We start from the raw sequence: 15,632 nt of genomic DNA, 5'->3' as shown, positions 1-15,632 counted from the left end.
GGATGCGCATTATAGGGAGCGGCCGATTTTGCGCAAGGGCTTTTTTGATAAAAACCAACCGACAGACTTTTTTTTATCCAGTGTGCTGGATATCACGTCAGATCGACGGCATTCTGTGCAAATTCAACCAGTGAGGGATAGACGGCTTCCGCCAGCGCTTCCCCTTCGGCGGTAATATCCTTGCCGGTACGCACCAAGATCTTGTGTCCAACGCCTGCCACCCCGGCGGCCTTCATGTCCGATACCTTGTCACCGACCATATAGGAGGCGGCCAGATTGATGTTCAGTTCCTGTGCAGCCTGCAGCAACATGCCCGGTGCTGGCTTGCGACAATCGCATACCTGGGTTTCGGGACCGGAGCCTTCGGTAGGATGATGAGGGCAGAAATAGATGCCATCCAGATCCACACCCCGGTCGGCCAGAGACCAGTCCATCCATTCGGTCAGGCGGATAAAGTCCTCTTCGCTGAACAGGCCACGGGCGATACCCGACTGGTTAGTCACCACCACCAGTTGATAGCCTTTCTGCTTCAGTTGCTTCATGGCGTCGATCACGCCATCGATAAAGATAAAGTCGTCAGAATGAGACACATAGCCGGTGTCCTGATTGATGACACCGTCTCGATCCAGAAATATTGCCGCTGTAGTCACTAGAAGTTCCTATGTTTAAGACGCAGTTACTGTCGCGATAATATCACAGCCTTGGCCCGGTTGAGGCAGCCGTTGTCCACGCTCGATCTCCTGCTGAAAATGACAGGCGACACTGTGCTCCTCACCGATAAGCGCCGGGACTTCGGTAATACAGCGTTCTCCCACATAAGGACAACGAGTGCGAAAGTGACAACCGGAGGGCGGATTGGCCGGTGAGGGCGGCTCTCCATGCAAGACCATCGGCACCTTGCGCCGGCGGGGGTCCGGTTCGGGGATGGCGGCAAGCAGAGCCCGAGTGTAGGGATGCAGAGGCCGGTGATATAATTCTTCTGCCGGCGCCAGCTCGACGATACGCCCCAGATACATCACCGCGATATGATCGGATATATGTTTTACCACCGACAGATCATGGGCAATAAACAGCATGGCCAGCTGATACTCCTGCTGCAACGACAGCAGCAAATTCAGGATCTGGGATTGCACCGAGACATCCAGTGCCGACACTGCCTCATCGCAGACCAGCAGCCGTGGCTTGAGCGCCATGGCCCGGGCGATGCCGATGCGTTGCCGCTGACCGCCGGAAAACTCATGAGGGTAACGTTCCAGCGCCGAGGCCGACAAACCGACCCTGTCCAATAGCTCGGCTGCCCATTGTTTTCGTTCTACGGCCGTGCCCAGCCCGTGAATAATGAAAGGCTCCTGCAATATGGTGCCTATGGTATGGCGGCCATTGAGCGACTCCTGAGGATCCTGAAATACCAGCTGCATTTGTTGGCGCAGGGGACGCATCCGGGAGCGGGAATAATGAGTGATATCCTGCCCTTCGAACAAGATGCGTCCGCCGCTGGGTTCGTGCAGCTTGAGCAGGCTGCGGGCTAGGGTCGACTTGCCGCAGCCGGACTCCCCCACCAGACCCAGGGTTCTGCCCGCTTCCAGCTCCAGACTGACCCCATCCACCGCATACAGGGTCTTGCCGCGACGCAAGAGGCCGCCGCCCAGGGTAAAGTGCTGCCGCAGTTGCTCTACCTTCAATAGCGGGTTCGAAGCCGCTTTCACCCGCGGACTCATGGCTGCTTTCGGTAGTTCACTCATCGGCGTAACTCCCGCCAGTGATGACACCAGACATGATGCGCTTCCTCTACCCGCTCCATGGCAGGTTGTCGCCGGCAGCGTTCGGTCATATAGGGGCAGCGATTGGCGAAACGGCAGCCGGCCTCCTGTTCTTCAAGAGACGGAACCTGCCCCCTGATGGTCGCCAGTTCCGTTTTGCCGGGTTGGTCGAGACGAGGGATGGCCGACAGCAGTCCCTGGGTATAAGGATGTACCGGCCGCTCGAACAGGGTAAATACATCGGCCTGCTCGGCACTGCGGCCCGCATACATCACCAGCACCTGATCGCAGATCTGGGCTACCACGCCCAGATCGTGGGTGATAAAGAGCACCGCCATGCCGGTTCTCTGCTGCAGTTCCCGGATCAGGTGAAGTATCTGCGCCTGAATGGTCACATCCAGCGCCGTGGTCGGCTCGTCACAGATCAGTAGATCCGGTTCACAGGCCAAGGCCATGGCGATCATCACTCTCTGCCGCATGCCACCAGACAGCTGATGCGGATAGGCTTTCAGCCTCGCTTCGGCTTCCGGTATGCCCACTTGGCGCAACATCTCCGCCGCCGCCTGTTTTTGATCACGCCTGCCAAGCTCGGGCCTGTGTAGCCGATATACCTCCATCAACTGGCGCCCGACCGTATGCACCGGATTCAAGGCCGTCATCGGCTCCTGAAAGATCATGGCTATCTTGTTGCCACGGACCCGATAGCGCTGCTCGGCCGTCAGGGTCAGCAGATCCTTGCCCTGGAACAGCGCCCGGCCGCCCACTACCTCGCCTGCCGGCCTGGGCAGCAGCCCCAGCAGGCTCAGCGCCGTTACACTCTTGCCGCAGCCGGACTCACCGACCAGCCCCAGGGTCTGGCCCGACGTCAGCGAAAAACTGACATCGTCCACCACCCGAAAACGGCCGGCCTCGGTGGTAAAACTGACGGCCAGGTTTTCGACTTCGAGCAGCGGCTCCATCAGTGCTCCTTCTGCCGCCAGGTTTCATCTATCTCCAACACGGGTTCGAAGCTGCGCTTGCCCGCTTCAACTTCCGCCTTCAGCACATCATCGATCCAGAACAGGCCACCCGTGCTGTGAGGCGCTCCTTCCATCGGCCAAAACAACGAAGGCGAATGGCGCGTCCCCTTGTTCTCGGGCAGACGCACATAACGCCAATAGGCCTCGCGGGTATAAGGCACCTGATAGCCGGGAATAAAGATTGCCAGCTCGTGCACTCGTTGCTGTATCTGGCGGGAAATACCGGCCTTTGCATCCAGATCCATGGTCACCCTGTATTGCTCTATCAGGGTATCCAGTTCCGCGTCGCTGATGTTGAACAGGTTATTGGTCTGAGGCTGCCCCGCGTTCACCGAGTGGAAGAACTCCCAGTACTGAGGGTAGAGGCCGCTGCCGCCCCAGCCCAGCCAGGCCGCCTCGTGTTTTTTCTCCAGCATCACCTTGAAGCCACTGGCGCCGTCGACCAGGTTCAGTTGCAGATCCAGTCCCGCCTTGCGCGCCTCTTCCCGCAGAATAGCCAGTCGGGCGGTATGCTCGGGCGTGGTATAGGTGACTGCCAGGCTGAGCATATCACCGGCCACGTTACGCAGTATGCCGCCCGGTCCCTGACGGTCATAACCCGCCTCGGCAAACAGCGCCCGTGCCCGTTCAATATCGTACTCCCGGGCCCGGATATCGGTATCGATAAAGTCGCCATAGCCGGTGCCGAAGGTGTTCATCCGCTCGTAGTCGCCACGCAATATGGTGTCCAGCATACGCTGCATGTTGATGGCATGGGCTATGCCCCGACGCACCCGCACATCAGCGAGCCTGGGATGGGCGGTATTGAGATGAAAGCCCTGGGCGCCGTGCGGAATATCGTTGTAGAACCAGATGCGATTGATCAGCCCCTTGCGATATTCGGGGGTATCCGTCTTGTCGTGCCACCACTCCGGCAGGATCAGGCCGAAGGTGTCGATATCGCCGCGCAGAAAATGCCGGTAGGCGATGTTCATGTCCCGCACCACATTCAGGCGGATCCGGTCCACGTTGAATCGATGCTTGTAATAAGTAAGCTCGTTGCCCCACCAGTCATCCAGCCGTTTGAAGGTGATGGAACGGCCCCGTTTGACGTCGTCGATCACATAGGCACCGGTGACCGGCGCCTTGGCCCAGTTATAGCGGCGCACCCAGTCGTCGGTGAGTTGATAAAAATGCCGGGGCTGGGGGGTGAGACCCACGGTATTGAGCAGCTCGCGCCGGCTCTTGGGGCTGCCGGCGGTGACCGACAGGGTGTGGTTGTCGTACCGGGTGATGTCGACGATTTCCTCGGTGTAGTAGTTGTTATACCAAGGGGCGCGGATCACCTCGGAACGCATCATCTCCAGAGCAAACAAAAAGTCGTCGGCAGTCACCGGCTCGCCATCGGACCAGCGCGCGGCCGGATTGAGCTTGAAATACATGGTTCTGTTGTCGTCACCGAAAGCCCAGTGGGTCGCCAATGCCGGTATCGGTCGCTCGGTTTGTGGGTGCAGGGCATAGAGGCCGAGCTGATTTTCCAAAATAAAGGAGCGAAACGCCGTGTTGGAGTCGGGCCCCACGGTACGGAAGGTCAGCGGAAAGCTCTGCAGACTGCTGTTGAAGACCCCGCCCCGCCTGGCCTCGGCCGAGGCGAATATCGGATCCTCATTATTGGTCAGCCATTCCAGCTTGTCCGGTAACTCGGCGGCGCTCACGCCAAAGATCAGCATCCAGGTACTCAGTATCGTTATCCATGTTTTCATCGCATTCCCTGCCTATTCATAACGAGAGAAATGTTTGGGGTCGAAGGCTTCCCGAATCGCCTCGCCAATAAAGGAGACGGTGATCAGCACCAGCGACACCGCCGTCACCACCGAGACCACTATCCAGGGCGAGTCCAGATGATTGACGCCCTGGCGCAGCAGTTCGCCCCAGCTGGGCGTTGGCGGTGGCAGACCGAAGCCGAGATAGTCCAGTGCCGTCAGTAACGAGATATTGGCCACCACGGTAAAGGGCGCCAGCGTCACTATCATCACCAGAGTATTGGGCAGAATATGGTGCACTATGATACGCCCCAAGCCGGCGCCCTGTGCCCGGGCCGCCAGCACATAGTCCCGCACCTTCTCCCGGTAGGTCAGGGTACGCATATACCAGGTGATGCCCATCCAGCCGAACAGCACGTTGATGCCCACAAACAGCATGAAATTCGGCTGTGTCAGAGACACCAGTATCATGATGACGTAGAGAAAGGGCACCTGGGACCAGATCTCGATAAAGCGCTGAAACAACAAGTCGAACTTGCCGCCGACGAAGCCCATCACGCAGCCCAGCAAGACGCCGATGGCATAGCTGGCGGTCAGAGCGATAAAGGCGAAGCCCACGGCGGTACGAAAGCCGTATACCAGCCGAGCCAGAATATCCCGCCCCGAGTTATCGGTACCGAGATAGTGTCGGTGCTCCAGACTGGGCGCGTTGGGCGGATAACTTCCGCTGCTGTAGTCCTGCTCATAAGGGCTCCAGGGCACAAGAGGCAACAGCACCCAGTTGCCAGACTGAGCGGCCTCGGCTTGTTCGGCAAACAGGGCTTTCAGCTCCCGGTAGTTGGTTTCGTACTGGTAACCGAGCCCGAAAGTATCGCCGGTGATCACGGCGCCGTAGGTGGGGAAATAGAGCCGGCCTTCGTATTTGACCAGCAAGGCCCGGTTGCTGGCCCACAGCTCGGCTGCCAGCGCCAGCAGCACCATCAGCATGAACAGACAGAAGGCATAGTAGCCGCGGTGTATGCTGCGAAAACGGCGCAGCTTCTTGTGAGTAAGATCGGAGAACAGTCTAGCCATCGAAGCGCACCCTGGGATCCACCATCGCCACGCAGATATCCGACAGTATATTGCCCACCAGCATCAGCAGCGAGGTCACGGCCAGTATACCCATCACCACCGGGTAATCCCGCTCGACGATGGCCTCGTAACCGAGCAACCCCAGACCGTCGATATTGAAAATTACTTCAATCAAAAAGGAGCCGGCAAAAAACACCGAGATCACGTTGCCGAAATGGCTGGCGATGGGGATCATGCTGTTGCGCAGGGCGTGGCCGGTTACCGCCTTGTGAAAGGGCAGCCCCTTGGCCACGGCGGTACGCACATAATCCGCCGACAGGTTTTCCATCAGGCTGTTTTTCATGGTCATGGTCAAGACTGCAAAGTCGCCGATGGCATAGGCGATCAGCGGCAACAGGGCATGGTGAAACAGGTTGAAAACCCTGGGCCAGAAGCCTTCCAGATAATAGAAGTCGTCGCCGACGAAGCCGCCCATCGGAAACCAGCCAAGCTGAAAGGAGAACACGGTGAGCAGGAAGATACCCACCACATAGGCCGGCAGCGCATAACCGGCATAGATCAGCATGGAGCTGATGCTGTCGAAGCGGCTGTTGTGTTTTAGTGCCTTGAGGATACCGAGCGGAATAGACACCAGATAGCTGAGCAGGAAGGTGCAGATGCCGAAGAAAGCAGAGATGGGGAGCCGCTCTTGAATCAGCTCCCATACCGGCAGGTAGTAACGGGTCGATTCGCCCAAGTCCAGCCGTACCAGCTTGCCCAGCCACTCCCAGTAGGCCTGGAACACCGGTTTGTCGAGGCCATAGAAAGCCTTCAGTTCTTCAATCTGCTCGGACGACAGCATCTGGCTGCCGCGGGAACTCTGGCTGAATTCGCTGCTTTGCAGCTGGCTTTCCATCAGCATGCGCTCTACCGGTCCACCCGGCACGAAACGGGTGATGGCAAACACCACCAGGGTGATGCCCAGGAAGGTGGGTAGCAGCAACAATAACCGACGCAGAAAATACTGGCCCATGGTTTTCCCTTAAGTTCGTTCCCTGAACACGGCTCGGCCGAGTCTAAGTATCACCCTATCCCATGAACCGGCGACTTAGCAAGAAAGATACCGATCCCGCCTGCCCGCCTGCTCCCTGGGGAAATTTACGTTGACTTGGACGTCCAGACGGCCTAGCATCCACTGCTATTAGTCATGCTTGCATGACTTGTCGCTACACTCATCTGTTAAAGCAGTGAATAACCATACCGGAAAGGCTCATCCTCCGATGATCAAGCTAACCAATATCAGTAAACGCTACGGTGAAGGTGACGCCGCCGTCCACGCCGTCAGAAACATCGACCTGGAAGTGGCCACCGGCCAGATCATGGGCGTCATCGGTGAATCCGGTGCCGGCAAAAGTACCCTGATCCGCTGCGTCAATATGCTGGAACGCCCCACCGAGGGTAGCGTCATCGTCGACGGCCAGGATCTGACCCAACTCAGCAACGGCGAGCTGCCCAGCGCCCGTCGTAACATCGGCATGATTTTTCAGCATTTCAACCTGCTGGCCTCCCGCACCGTGTTCGCCAACGTGGCCCTGCCGCTGGAGCTGGCGGGCATGGACAAGGCCGCCATCAAACAGCGCGTGAATGAACTGTTGGATCTGGTCGGGTTGTCACACAGAGCCAGTGCCTATCCGAAAGAGTTGTCCGGCGGCCAGAAGCAAAGGGTCGCCATAGCGCGCGCCCTGGCGCCAAAGCCCAAGGTACTGCTGTGTGACGAAGCCACCTCGGCGCTGGATCCGCAGACTACCCAGTCCATTCTCGGCCTGCTGAAAGACATCAACCGCACCCTGGGCCTGACCATACTGCTGATCACCCACGAGATGCATGTGGTCAAGAGTATCTGCGACCGGGTCGCCATTATCAATAATGGCGAGCTTGTCGAACAGGGCGATGTCGCCTGGTTTTTTGCCAACGCCAGAACCGAGCTGGCCCGGCGCTTTATTTCTTCCACCATCAACCTGGACATTCCGGAGGAATACCAGCAACGACTGTCGGCCGAACCGCTCACCGGCGCCCTGCCACTGGTGCGACTCGGCTTTACCGGCGAAACCGTGGACACCCCGCTTATATCCATTTTAAGCCGTGATCTCGGCGTCGACGTGACCATTCTCAGCGCCGATATCGAATATGCGGGGGGCGTCAAATTCGGCTTCATGCTGGCCGAACTGGACGGACAACCGACACAGACTCAAGCCGCACAGGCTTATCTTCAGGACCATAAAATTCAGGTGGAGTTACTCGGTTATGTCCGACGCCATGATTAATCTGCTGTTATCCGCCCTGTGGGAAACCCTGCTCATGACCTTTGGTTCGGGCATCATCGCCTGCGTCCTGGGTATACCGCTGGGAATAGCGCTGCACGTCAGCAAGCCCGGCCAGATCTGGGAACACGCCGCCTTCAACAAGATACTGGGCACAGTGGTCAATATCGGCCGCTCCATTCCCTTCATCATACTGCTGGTGGCCATCATTCCCTTTACCCGCTTGATAGTCGGTACCAGCATCGGTACCGTCGCCGCCGTGGTGCCGCTGACCGTGGCCGCCATTCCCTTCGTGGCACGACTGATGGAAGGCGCCCTGATGGAAATTCCGGCGGGCCTGGTGGAAGCGGCTCAGGCAATGGGCGCCCGCCGCCTGCAGATAGTCACGAAAGTGTTACTGCCCGAGGCTCTCCCCGGCATGCTCAACGGTATTATCATCACCCTGGTGACACTGGTAAACTATTCCGCCATGGCCGGTGCTATCGGTGGCGGTGGCCTGGGAGATGTGGGTATTCGTTACGGTTATCAGCGCTTCGATCCGCAGATCATGCTGATCACCGTGGTGATGCTGGTGGTACTGGTACAAATCATTCAAAGCGCCGGTGAACGTCTGGTCGCTCATGTAGATCATCGTTGATTAAAAAGGAGTTACCCGATGAAGTCAGGTTTTAAATCTTTTGCGACCCTGAGTGTGCTGGCCTCAGCTCTGGCACTGGCCGGCTGTGGCGAACAAGTCAAGGACACCGCCGAAGAGGCCGCCGCCAAGCCCCTGCGTCTGGGGGTGATTGCCGGTGCCGAAGAACAGGTGGCCGAAGTCGCCGTCAAGGTAGCCAAGGAGCAATACAATCTGGATGTAGAGCTGGTGTCATTCAGCGACTACGTGACCCCCAACGTGGCCCTGAACGATGGTAGCCTGGATATCAACGCCTTCCAGCACCAGCCTTATCTCGACAAGCAGATTGCCGATCGCGGCTACGATCTGATCGCCGTGGGCAACACCTTCGTCTACCCCATCGCCGCCTACTCCAGGGTGATCAAGTCACTGGACGAGCTGGAAGACGGTGCCAAGGTTGCGGTACCGAACGACCCGACCAACCTGGGCCGTACCCTGCTGCTGCTGGAGCAACAGGGCCTGATCGAAGTGGATGATGCAGTGGGTCTGGAAGCCACTACCCTGAACATCACCGCCAACCCGAAAGCGCTGAACATCATAGAGCTGGAAGCGCCTCAGCTGCCCCGCTCGCTGGATGACGTGGCCTTTTCGGTGATCAACACCACCTACGCCTCGCAGATCGATCTGCTGCCCGGCCGGGACAGCCTGTTCGTGGAAGACAAGGAATCTCCTTACGTGAACCTGATTGTCGCCCGCAAAGGCAACCAGGATGACGAACGAGTGCAGACCTTCGTCAAGGCCTATCAGAGCGAAGAGGTCTATCAGGCCGCACTTGAGCTGTTCAAGGGTGGCGTCGTCAAAGGCTGGTAAACCCGGCTCGAAAATTGTTCAAGGTCACGGCTTGCCGTGGCCTTTTTTCTTTGTGCTGCCATAATAACGAATCAAACCGAGCTTAAGGGTCTTGTATGCAGAAGTGGTATCTGGCGCATTGCCGGCCCCGGGAAGAAGAGAGGGCGCTACTGAACCTGAACAACCAGGAGATAGAGGCTTTTTACCCTTACGCCGAGGTAAAGAAGCTGCGCCGGCGCAAAGTCGTTGTTCTTACCGAAGCGCTGTTTCCCGGCTATATTTTCGTGCGCGCCGATCTGACCAAAACCAGCTCCACCACCATCGGTTCTACCCGTGGCGTACGCAACCTGGTGCGCTTTGGCGGCGGCCCCTGCGAGGTACCCGCCGAGCTGGTCTATGACCTCATGTGTCGCTGCGACAGCGATGAGCTCAGAGAACAACTGAGCGACATTCCCCACAGCGGTGACAAGGTTCGCATCACGGAAGGCCCCTTCGTCGGACTGGAAGCGATTTATCAGGAAGCCGATGGCGAAACCCGCGCCATACTGCTGCTGACAATGCTGCAAAAAGCAACCCCGACCAGCTTCGCCAACGACGAGTTTACCCGGCTGTAATACCCCCCCCCCAGAATCTGCTCAGATTTTGGGGAGGAGTTCCAGAGGCAGCACCGAGTTGAGCGCAGACAGTGCTCACAGGCGACTCTGTAACGTCAAGGAGGACAAAGAGAGCTACGCCACCGACCATCACATGATAGGGACGTCATGTGCCGAGCGTCACCAGGAGGTGCTTGAAGCGGGTCGGTGGAGCAGACTCTTTGTCCGGCGTGATACAGAAATGACATTGATCATTTGTGTAATAGGGATTGGTATCACTCCTCAGGCTTGATTACCGGTGTTCCAGCACCATCACCTTGTGGTGTTGGAGCGGCCGATAGCGGTCATAGCGTGGCTTCTCCATTAGGCTTTTCCACCACTGACCCGGCGCCATTCCCAGCGGCAGGTCTATCCCCAACCGAAACCGTGGCTCGAATTTATCTTTGTTGTTGCTCAACAGTGAGCTCTGCAAACGGAATATTCGCCAGGGCGAGTAATTGAAGGACCACTGTCGAGACAGGGCCGCCTTGTATTTATCCCCGCTGCCGTACAGGCTGAGTTGCCGCCCCTGCCATTGATAGTATCGCCCCGACACACTCAAACCCGGCAAGAATCCCAGCCGCCCTTCGCCAAACCACAGCCGCCCGGATGCCGGTCGCTCCATTTGCCCCGCTTGTTGCTGCCAGCCGGACAGGGCCCGGTATTGTCCCGCCCCCAGCGTCCAGTCCCTGTGGTTCAAGAACATCAGCAGGCCGCCACGACTGTGTTGCCAGGAAGTCTGATAATCCATTACCGGCTCGATATGTCCACTGATCGTGTCGGTCAGCAGCTGTTCAAAATGCAGTCCGGTCTGATAGGTCAGTCGTTCATCTCTATAATCCAGCCCCAGCTCTCCCTGCCAGCTGGGCATGAGCGGCAACGCCATGCGACTGCTGAGCCGAGGCTCTTTATCGAACAGGGGCAACTGATAATCCCAGTCCCACTGCTCGGGATTGAGCCAGCTCAGTTCGCTGAGCTGGCGAAAGCCAAACAGCAAGGTGTTGTCGGCCAGCGAGGCGCCTTGCTGCTCCACGAATTGATCCAGCTGATCGGTCGCCGCCGCCTTGGCTGCCGTCGCAATGGTAAGCAGTACACGGTCGGTTTTTGGCGCCAGAGCAGGATCGGGGGGGCCGAGCCGAGGCAACTCGACCGGGGGTTGTATGGTCACCGCCATGCTGGGTTGAGGAGTTTTGGTCGCGGTGCGGGTGGCCACCGGCAGACCGGGCTGGGGCAAGGGCGGCCGGTCCGGCACCCAAATCCAGTCTCCCGTCGTCAACGGCGTCATGAAACGCTCGTTATTGAAGTTCAGCCGTAGCTGGCGCTCGGTCAACTGAAAACGCGCCGCCAGTGAACGCCAGCTTTCACCGGGCAACACCTGGTGCATCACCATCAGGGGGCCGGAGGCCTGTGACAAGATGCTGAAGCAGAGCGACATCAATAATAGGAAATAACGCATGCAGATGGCTCCGGCCACACCGGTCAGAAAAAAGAGGCTATCTCTTTGCAACAAGCGGAAATAGCACCAATATCGGCCCTGGCTATCGCTCTGTGACCATAGAACCAAGGGCTATCGGATCTCAGCCCTGAAAACCACACAAGAGGCGATATTCTTCCAGCACATAAGTGTCCGTCATGCCACTGACAAAATCCAGCAACAGCCGGACCCGGAAGTACCACTCCCGCTCCTGCTCGTTCTCGAAGAAAGCGGCACTGCGACTGTCGCGCCGATACGCCGCCAGGTGGCGCGGCGGCAGGCGATGGTAGAGACGACGCAATACCAGCCCCTTGGCATCCTGCCGACTTTCGAGGCTGGTGAACTCACGCTCCGGTAGCGCCAGCAAGGGGGAAAAGGCTTCCAGTATGCCTTTGAGTGCGGCAAAACCCGACAGCTCCAGCGCCTCCACCTCACGACGGTTGAATACCCGTCGATGGGCGAAGTCTTTCAGCCACTGCAGGGCCTGGGCCGGCTCCTGATCAACCGACAGCAGGGCGCCGTCATGACTGCCCTCGAGAATGGCCTGATGATGAAACAGGTACTGCTCACTGACCAGAATGAGCAAGTCATCGTTGATCGCCTGGCGAAAGCGGCTGAAAAAGCCGGGTTCACCCACCTTCGCCTGTTGCCAGCAGTTTTTCAGGTAATCATTTGCTTCGTTCAGCAATGCCAGTTCCAGCTCCGCCAGGCTCAGCACGCCCCGGTCGACGGCGTCTTCCAGATCCGCCACCCCATAGGCCATGTCGTCGGCCGCCTCCATCAGAAAGGCCAGCGGATACCGCCCCCGGGTGGTGGTCGGAAAGCGTGTCCTGATCTGCTGCACCAGAGAACGTTCGCTGAAAAAATGCCCCGGCTTCTGTTGCCAGCGCCCTCCTGTCTTGCGCTGGTAGGCGCCGCGTACGTATTTTTGCAGGGCCGCCAGCTGGCTCAGTGTCAGGTTTAATCCCTGCAGGCTGTGCAACAACCGCAAACTCTGGGCGTTGCCTTCGAATTGCTGCAGATCCGCCATCAACATGGGCCACTGCCGGGAGCCTTTACCGACCGCCTGTTTGAACAGCGCCGGCAGCCGGGTACCTAGCCAATCGATCATCACTACTTCGCCAAAATGCCCGAACGGCGGATTACCGACATCGTGCAGCAAGCAGGCCATCTCCACCAGGCTGACGAAGGCCTCCTTGTCGACCTCCAGCTCCATCTTGGCCAGCACCTTCAGCGCCAGCTGACGGCCGGTCTCCTTCACCTCCAGCGAGTGGGTCAGCCGACTGCGCACCGAAGCCTTGACGTCCAGCGGGAATACCTGGGTCTTTTGCTGCAGCCGCCGTACCGGAGAACACTGCACGATGCGGCTGCGATCCGCCTCTATCGCCGCCAGCGCCGTTTCCGGCTCCGTATCGGATACAGGCCCGGGCAGCTGACGCTCGCTCAGGATAAGAGCCTGATAGTCACTCATACCCGGCTCTCCAGCCACCGGCGCAATATCACCAGATCCGCAGGTAACAAGGCATTCAGCTCATTCACCCGGGCATCCAGCTGTTGCCACCAGTCGGGCAGATCCGGACTCTGGATCTGCTGCGCCAGCAGTTGCATCCGCTTCAACCCGACCGAGCCGGCGGCGCCCTTGATTTTGTGGGCTTCCTCGACGATGCCGTCCTGGTCCTTCTCCGCCATAAAGCCATTAAGCTTGCTCAGGTAATCTCCGGCCATCTTGTCGAGCATATCGACGCTGGATAACAGGATGGCGGCGCCTACCGTATCTACATAGTCGGTCAGGAACACCGTATCTAATACTTGCTGCTCATCGGCATGAGGCTCGGTAATGCTTGTCATGGCGGGGTCCGCCGGCACAGACACCACCGGCTGTGCGCTTGCCTGGCTCTGAGGCCGTCGGGCAAAGAATCGTGCCAAGACCCCCTTGATGGCCTTGGAAGACAAAGGCTTGCTGATGGCATCGTCCATTCCCCTGGCCAGGTATTCCTCCTTGTCGCTGATCACGTTGGCGGTCAGGGCCACCAGCGGCGGCAGGCTCTTCGATTGTTCCCGTGCTTCTTCACGCAGACGGGCGGCAATATCGAAGCCGGTCATGTCCGGCAACTGGATATCGAGGAACACCAGATCAAAGGGCATCTGCGCCAGCCAGGCGAACGCCTCGCCACCATCCCGGGCCACGGTCACCTTGTGGCCCAGCTTTTCCAGCAGGGCACAGGCGACGGTCACGTTAAGCTCCACATCCTCGACCAGCAATACCGACAGCGGCGGCAACTGCGCCACGGCAGGATCGTCTACCGGCGCCTGGGCTCTCGGCACCTTGATGGTAATGCTGAAACAAGAGCCTTCGCCGGGTTCACTGTCCAGCTCTATGGTGCCGTGCATGGCATCCACCAGTTGCTGAGACACCGCCAGCCCGATACCGGTGCCGGTGGCATGCTTGTTACCTTCCACCTGAAAATAGAGCGCAAAAATTTTCTGTTGCAGCTCGGCCGGAATACCGATACCGGTGTCTTCGATATCGAAGCGCAGTGTAATTTCGTCCCGGGTCAGCTCATCGGCCATACAGCGGATGGTAACGCCGCCGTCATCGGTGAATTTGACCGCGTTCCCCACCAGGTTCCACAGCACCTGTCGCAAACGGGTACCGTCGGCAAGTATCCAGTCGGGGATGTCACCGTCCCGATCAAAGTGCAGATAGAGTCCTTTCTGCTCGGCCTGCAGCCGGGCCAGACTTTCCAGATCGTCTAAGAAACCGGGGAAGTCCATGGGCTCCGGAGCCAGCTCCAGCCGACTGCGATCAACCTTGTCCAGATCTATGATGTCGTTGAAAATATTGCCCAGGGTCACGGCGCTGAAATGAATGGTCTTGAGATGCTGTCGCTGCTCCTGGCCCAGTTTGGTCGCCAGCAGAATGCGACTCAGGCCGACGATGCCGTTCAGCGGTGTACGCAGCTCATGACTGATGGTGGAGATAAAGGTGGTTTTGTCACGGCTGGCTTTTTCCAACTCCTCCTGATAACGCTTGCGCTCGGTGATGTCCCGTCCGAAGCCCAGCAGGCCCAGACGCTTGCCGTTGCGATCGAAGAAGGGCACCTTGCGCAGTTCGAAACAGGCCCGACGGCCATCCGGATATTGCAGCCATTGCTCGTACGTCTGGCTTTCATTGCGGGCGAACACTTCCTTGTCGGTTTCCACCACCTTCTCGGCCACGTCTGCCGGGTACACATCGAAAGGGGTCAGTCCGATCAGTTCTTTTTCCTGGCGGCCGAGCAGGTTCTCCATGGCTCGATTACAGCCGGAAAACTCTTCCAGCTCGTTGCGGTAATACACCAGATCCGGAGAGGTATCGATGAAGGAGCGCAACAGAGCAGAGCGTTCCTGGGATTCCAGCTGTGCCTTCTCACGCTGGTAGACTTCCGCCTCCAGATCGTCAATGGCTTGCTGGCGTGCGGTTTCCGCCTTGTGAGTTTCTTCTATCTGGCGGTTGAGCAGCTCTATTTTCTCCTGCAACTCGTTGTTGAGCTCCAGATCCCGCTCCCGCATCTGCTGCAGCCGCTGCACCAGTCGGCTGAGCCGCTGGCGGGAGTCTTCCAGCTGGTCCACCACCACCGACAGAAAATACACCGCCCAGGGCGTGACCAGCAGCCCGAAAAAAACGGAGCGAACCATATCTATGGATTCGACCGTTCCCCGGAGAAACAGCGTTACTCCTACCTGGATAAAGATGGCCAGCAGTATGATGCAGGCGGCCAGCAACATGCTGAAACGCACTATGCCCAGCTTGGTCATCAGATCAACATAGTATTGAGCCCATGTTTTTATGGGTTTCATCGGTTATTCCCGTCAATAACAGCATAAAAGCAGGATACCGGCTTAGTCGCGGGCTGTCATGCCGATGATAGGGCCGCTTTGTCGGCGCCAGAATAGAGACATACAGAACTTTTTGTTCGTGCGTAATTTTACATCAAATGGGTTTTGTCTCGTTCGGAAAAACCTCAAGATTGAAATATTATGCTTTAAAATTGAATTTATAATCCCATAATAATAAAGGGATTTCACGAAAGTCGCCATTACGGCTATTTTAAAGACGGATAAAAACGAGATCTACGTCAAAATTTACCCTTGATATGTAGTAAAAAAACTACAAAAAACATTCAACT

The 15,632-nt window shown here is 57.8% G+C and carries 13 protein-coding genes; 4 read left to right on the top strand and 9 right to left on the bottom strand.

The annotated features are described in order from the left end of the window. Positions 1-92: 92 nt before the first annotated feature. The 6 genes from gmhB to ACLEIV_RS16200 are packed head-to-tail and all read right to left on the bottom strand — an operon-like array spanning position 93 to position 6,607. Positions 93-650 (bottom strand): D-glycero-beta-D-manno-heptose 1,7-bisphosphate 7-phosphatase, encoded by a 558-nt coding sequence (gmhB, locus tag ACLEIV_RS16225; RefSeq protein WP_410457673.1) that lies wholly within the window; start codon positions 648-650, stop codon positions 93-95. 15 nt (positions 651-665) lie between these two features. After that, entirely contained in the window at positions 666-1,742 is a 1,077-nt protein-coding gene (locus ACLEIV_RS16220) for an ABC transporter ATP-binding protein (RefSeq protein WP_410457672.1), read from the bottom strand. Then, the gene (locus tag ACLEIV_RS16215) at positions 1,739-2,719 is read right to left on the bottom strand and encodes an ABC transporter ATP-binding protein (RefSeq protein WP_410457671.1); all 981 of its coding nucleotides are present in this window, start codon (positions 2,717-2,719) and stop codon (positions 1,739-1,741) included. Before ACLEIV_RS16215 ends, ACLEIV_RS16220 begins: the two co-directional genes overlap by 4 nt. Next, a complete protein-coding gene (locus ACLEIV_RS16210) occupies positions 2,719-4,521 on the bottom strand; it encodes an extracellular solute-binding protein (protein WP_410457670.1) in 1,803 nt (600 codons plus the stop codon). Before ACLEIV_RS16210 ends, ACLEIV_RS16215 begins: the two co-directional genes overlap by 1 nt. A gap of 12 nt (positions 4,522-4,533) precedes the next feature. Beyond that, positions 4,534-5,595: an ABC transporter permease gene (locus ACLEIV_RS16205; protein ID WP_410457669.1), complete on the bottom strand. Its 1,062-nt coding sequence runs from the start codon at positions 5,593-5,595 to the stop codon at positions 4,534-4,536. Next, entirely contained in the window at positions 5,588-6,607 is a 1,020-nt protein-coding gene (locus ACLEIV_RS16200) for an ABC transporter permease subunit (protein ID WP_410457668.1), read from the bottom strand. The genes ACLEIV_RS16205 and ACLEIV_RS16200 overlap by 8 nt, the downstream gene beginning before the upstream one ends. Positions 6,608-6,854: 247 nt before the next feature. On the opposite strand from ACLEIV_RS16200, the gene metN reads away from it, so the two are divergent. The 4 genes from metN to rfaH all read left to right on the top strand — a co-directional run bounded on the left by metN (position 6,855) and on the right by rfaH (position 9,971). Beyond that, the gene (gene metN, locus ACLEIV_RS16195; protein ID WP_410457667.1) at positions 6,855-7,898 is read left to right on the top strand and encodes a methionine ABC transporter ATP-binding protein MetN; all 1,044 of its coding nucleotides are present in this window, start codon (positions 6,855-6,857) and stop codon (positions 7,896-7,898) included. Then, positions 7,879-8,532, top strand: coding sequence for a methionine ABC transporter permease (locus ACLEIV_RS16190; RefSeq protein ID WP_410457666.1), 654 nt, complete (start codon positions 7,879-7,881; stop codon positions 8,530-8,532). The genes metN and ACLEIV_RS16190 overlap by 20 nt, the downstream gene beginning before the upstream one ends. 18 nt (positions 8,533-8,550) lie before the next feature. Next, positions 8,551-9,378: a methionine ABC transporter substrate-binding lipoprotein MetQ gene (gene metQ / locus ACLEIV_RS16185; RefSeq protein ID WP_410457665.1), complete on the top strand. Its 828-nt coding sequence runs from the start codon at positions 8,551-8,553 to the stop codon at positions 9,376-9,378. A gap of 95 nt (positions 9,379-9,473) precedes the next feature. Continuing rightward, positions 9,474-9,971: a transcription/translation regulatory transformer protein RfaH gene (gene rfaH, locus ACLEIV_RS16180; RefSeq protein ID WP_410457664.1), complete on the top strand. Its 498-nt coding sequence runs from the start codon at positions 9,474-9,476 to the stop codon at positions 9,969-9,971. A gap of 271 nt (positions 9,972-10,242) precedes the next feature. Here the strand turns inward: rfaH and ACLEIV_RS16175 are convergent, their stop codons facing one another. The 3 genes from ACLEIV_RS16175 to arcB all read right to left on the bottom strand — a co-directional run bounded on the left by ACLEIV_RS16175 (position 10,243) and on the right by arcB (position 15,303). Then, positions 10,243-11,445: an inverse autotransporter beta domain-containing protein gene (locus ACLEIV_RS16175; protein WP_410457663.1), complete on the bottom strand. Its 1,203-nt coding sequence runs from the start codon at positions 11,443-11,445 to the stop codon at positions 10,243-10,245. Positions 11,446-11,566: 121 nt separating this feature from the next. Then, entirely contained in the window at positions 11,567-12,934 is a 1,368-nt protein-coding gene (gene dgt, locus ACLEIV_RS16170) for a dGTPase (protein ID WP_410457662.1), read from the bottom strand. Beyond that, the gene (gene arcB / locus ACLEIV_RS16165; RefSeq protein ID WP_410457661.1) at positions 12,931-15,303 is read right to left on the bottom strand and encodes an aerobic respiration two-component sensor histidine kinase ArcB; all 2,373 of its coding nucleotides are present in this window, start codon (positions 15,301-15,303) and stop codon (positions 12,931-12,933) included. The genes dgt and arcB overlap by 4 nt, the downstream gene beginning before the upstream one ends. Between the last annotated feature and the right edge of the window lie 329 nt (positions 15,304-15,632).

Origin of the sequence: Oceanisphaera submarina, assembly GCF_046521305.1 — a bacterium.
Classification (GTDB): domain Bacteria; phylum Pseudomonadota; class Gammaproteobacteria; order Enterobacterales; family Aeromonadaceae; genus Oceanimonas; species Oceanimonas submarina.
Note: the sequence above shows the minus strand (reverse complement) of the source record. Positions and strands in the feature narration are given on the sequence as shown.

Coding starts and splice junctions, on each gene's coding strand:
- ACLEIV_RS16220 (WP_410457672.1), bottom strand. CDS start 1,742: ATGAGTGAACTACCGAAAGCAGCCATGAGTCCGCGGGTGAAAGCGGCT.
- ACLEIV_RS16215 (WP_410457671.1), bottom strand. CDS start 2,719: ATGGAGCCGCTGCTCGAAGTCGAAAACCTGGCCGTCAGTTTTACCACC.
- ACLEIV_RS16210 (WP_410457670.1), bottom strand. CDS start 4,521: ATGAAAACATGGATAACGATACTGAGTACCTGGATGCTGATCTTTGGC.
- ACLEIV_RS16205 (WP_410457669.1), bottom strand. CDS start 5,595: ATGGCTAGACTGTTCTCCGATCTTACTCACAAGAAGCTGCGCCGTTTT.
- ACLEIV_RS16200 (WP_410457668.1), bottom strand. CDS start 6,607: ATGGGCCAGTATTTTCTGCGTCGGTTATTGTTGCTGCTACCCACCTTC.
- metN (WP_410457667.1), top strand. CDS start 6,855: ATGATCAAGCTAACCAATATCAGTAAACGCTACGGTGAAGGTGACGCC.
- ACLEIV_RS16190 (WP_410457666.1), top strand. CDS start 7,879: ATGTCCGACGCCATGATTAATCTGCTGTTATCCGCCCTGTGGGAAACC.
- metQ (WP_410457665.1), top strand. CDS start 8,551: ATGAAGTCAGGTTTTAAATCTTTTGCGACCCTGAGTGTGCTGGCCTCA.
- rfaH (WP_410457664.1), top strand. CDS start 9,474: ATGCAGAAGTGGTATCTGGCGCATTGCCGGCCCCGGGAAGAAGAGAGG.
- ACLEIV_RS16175 (WP_410457663.1), bottom strand. CDS start 11,445: ATGCGTTATTTCCTATTATTGATGTCGCTCTGCTTCAGCATCTTGTCA.
- dgt (WP_410457662.1), bottom strand. CDS start 12,934: ATGAGTGACTATCAGGCTCTTATCCTGAGCGAGCGTCAGCTGCCCGGG.
- arcB (WP_410457661.1), bottom strand. CDS start 15,303: ATGAAACCCATAAAAACATGGGCTCAATACTATGTTGATCTGATGACC.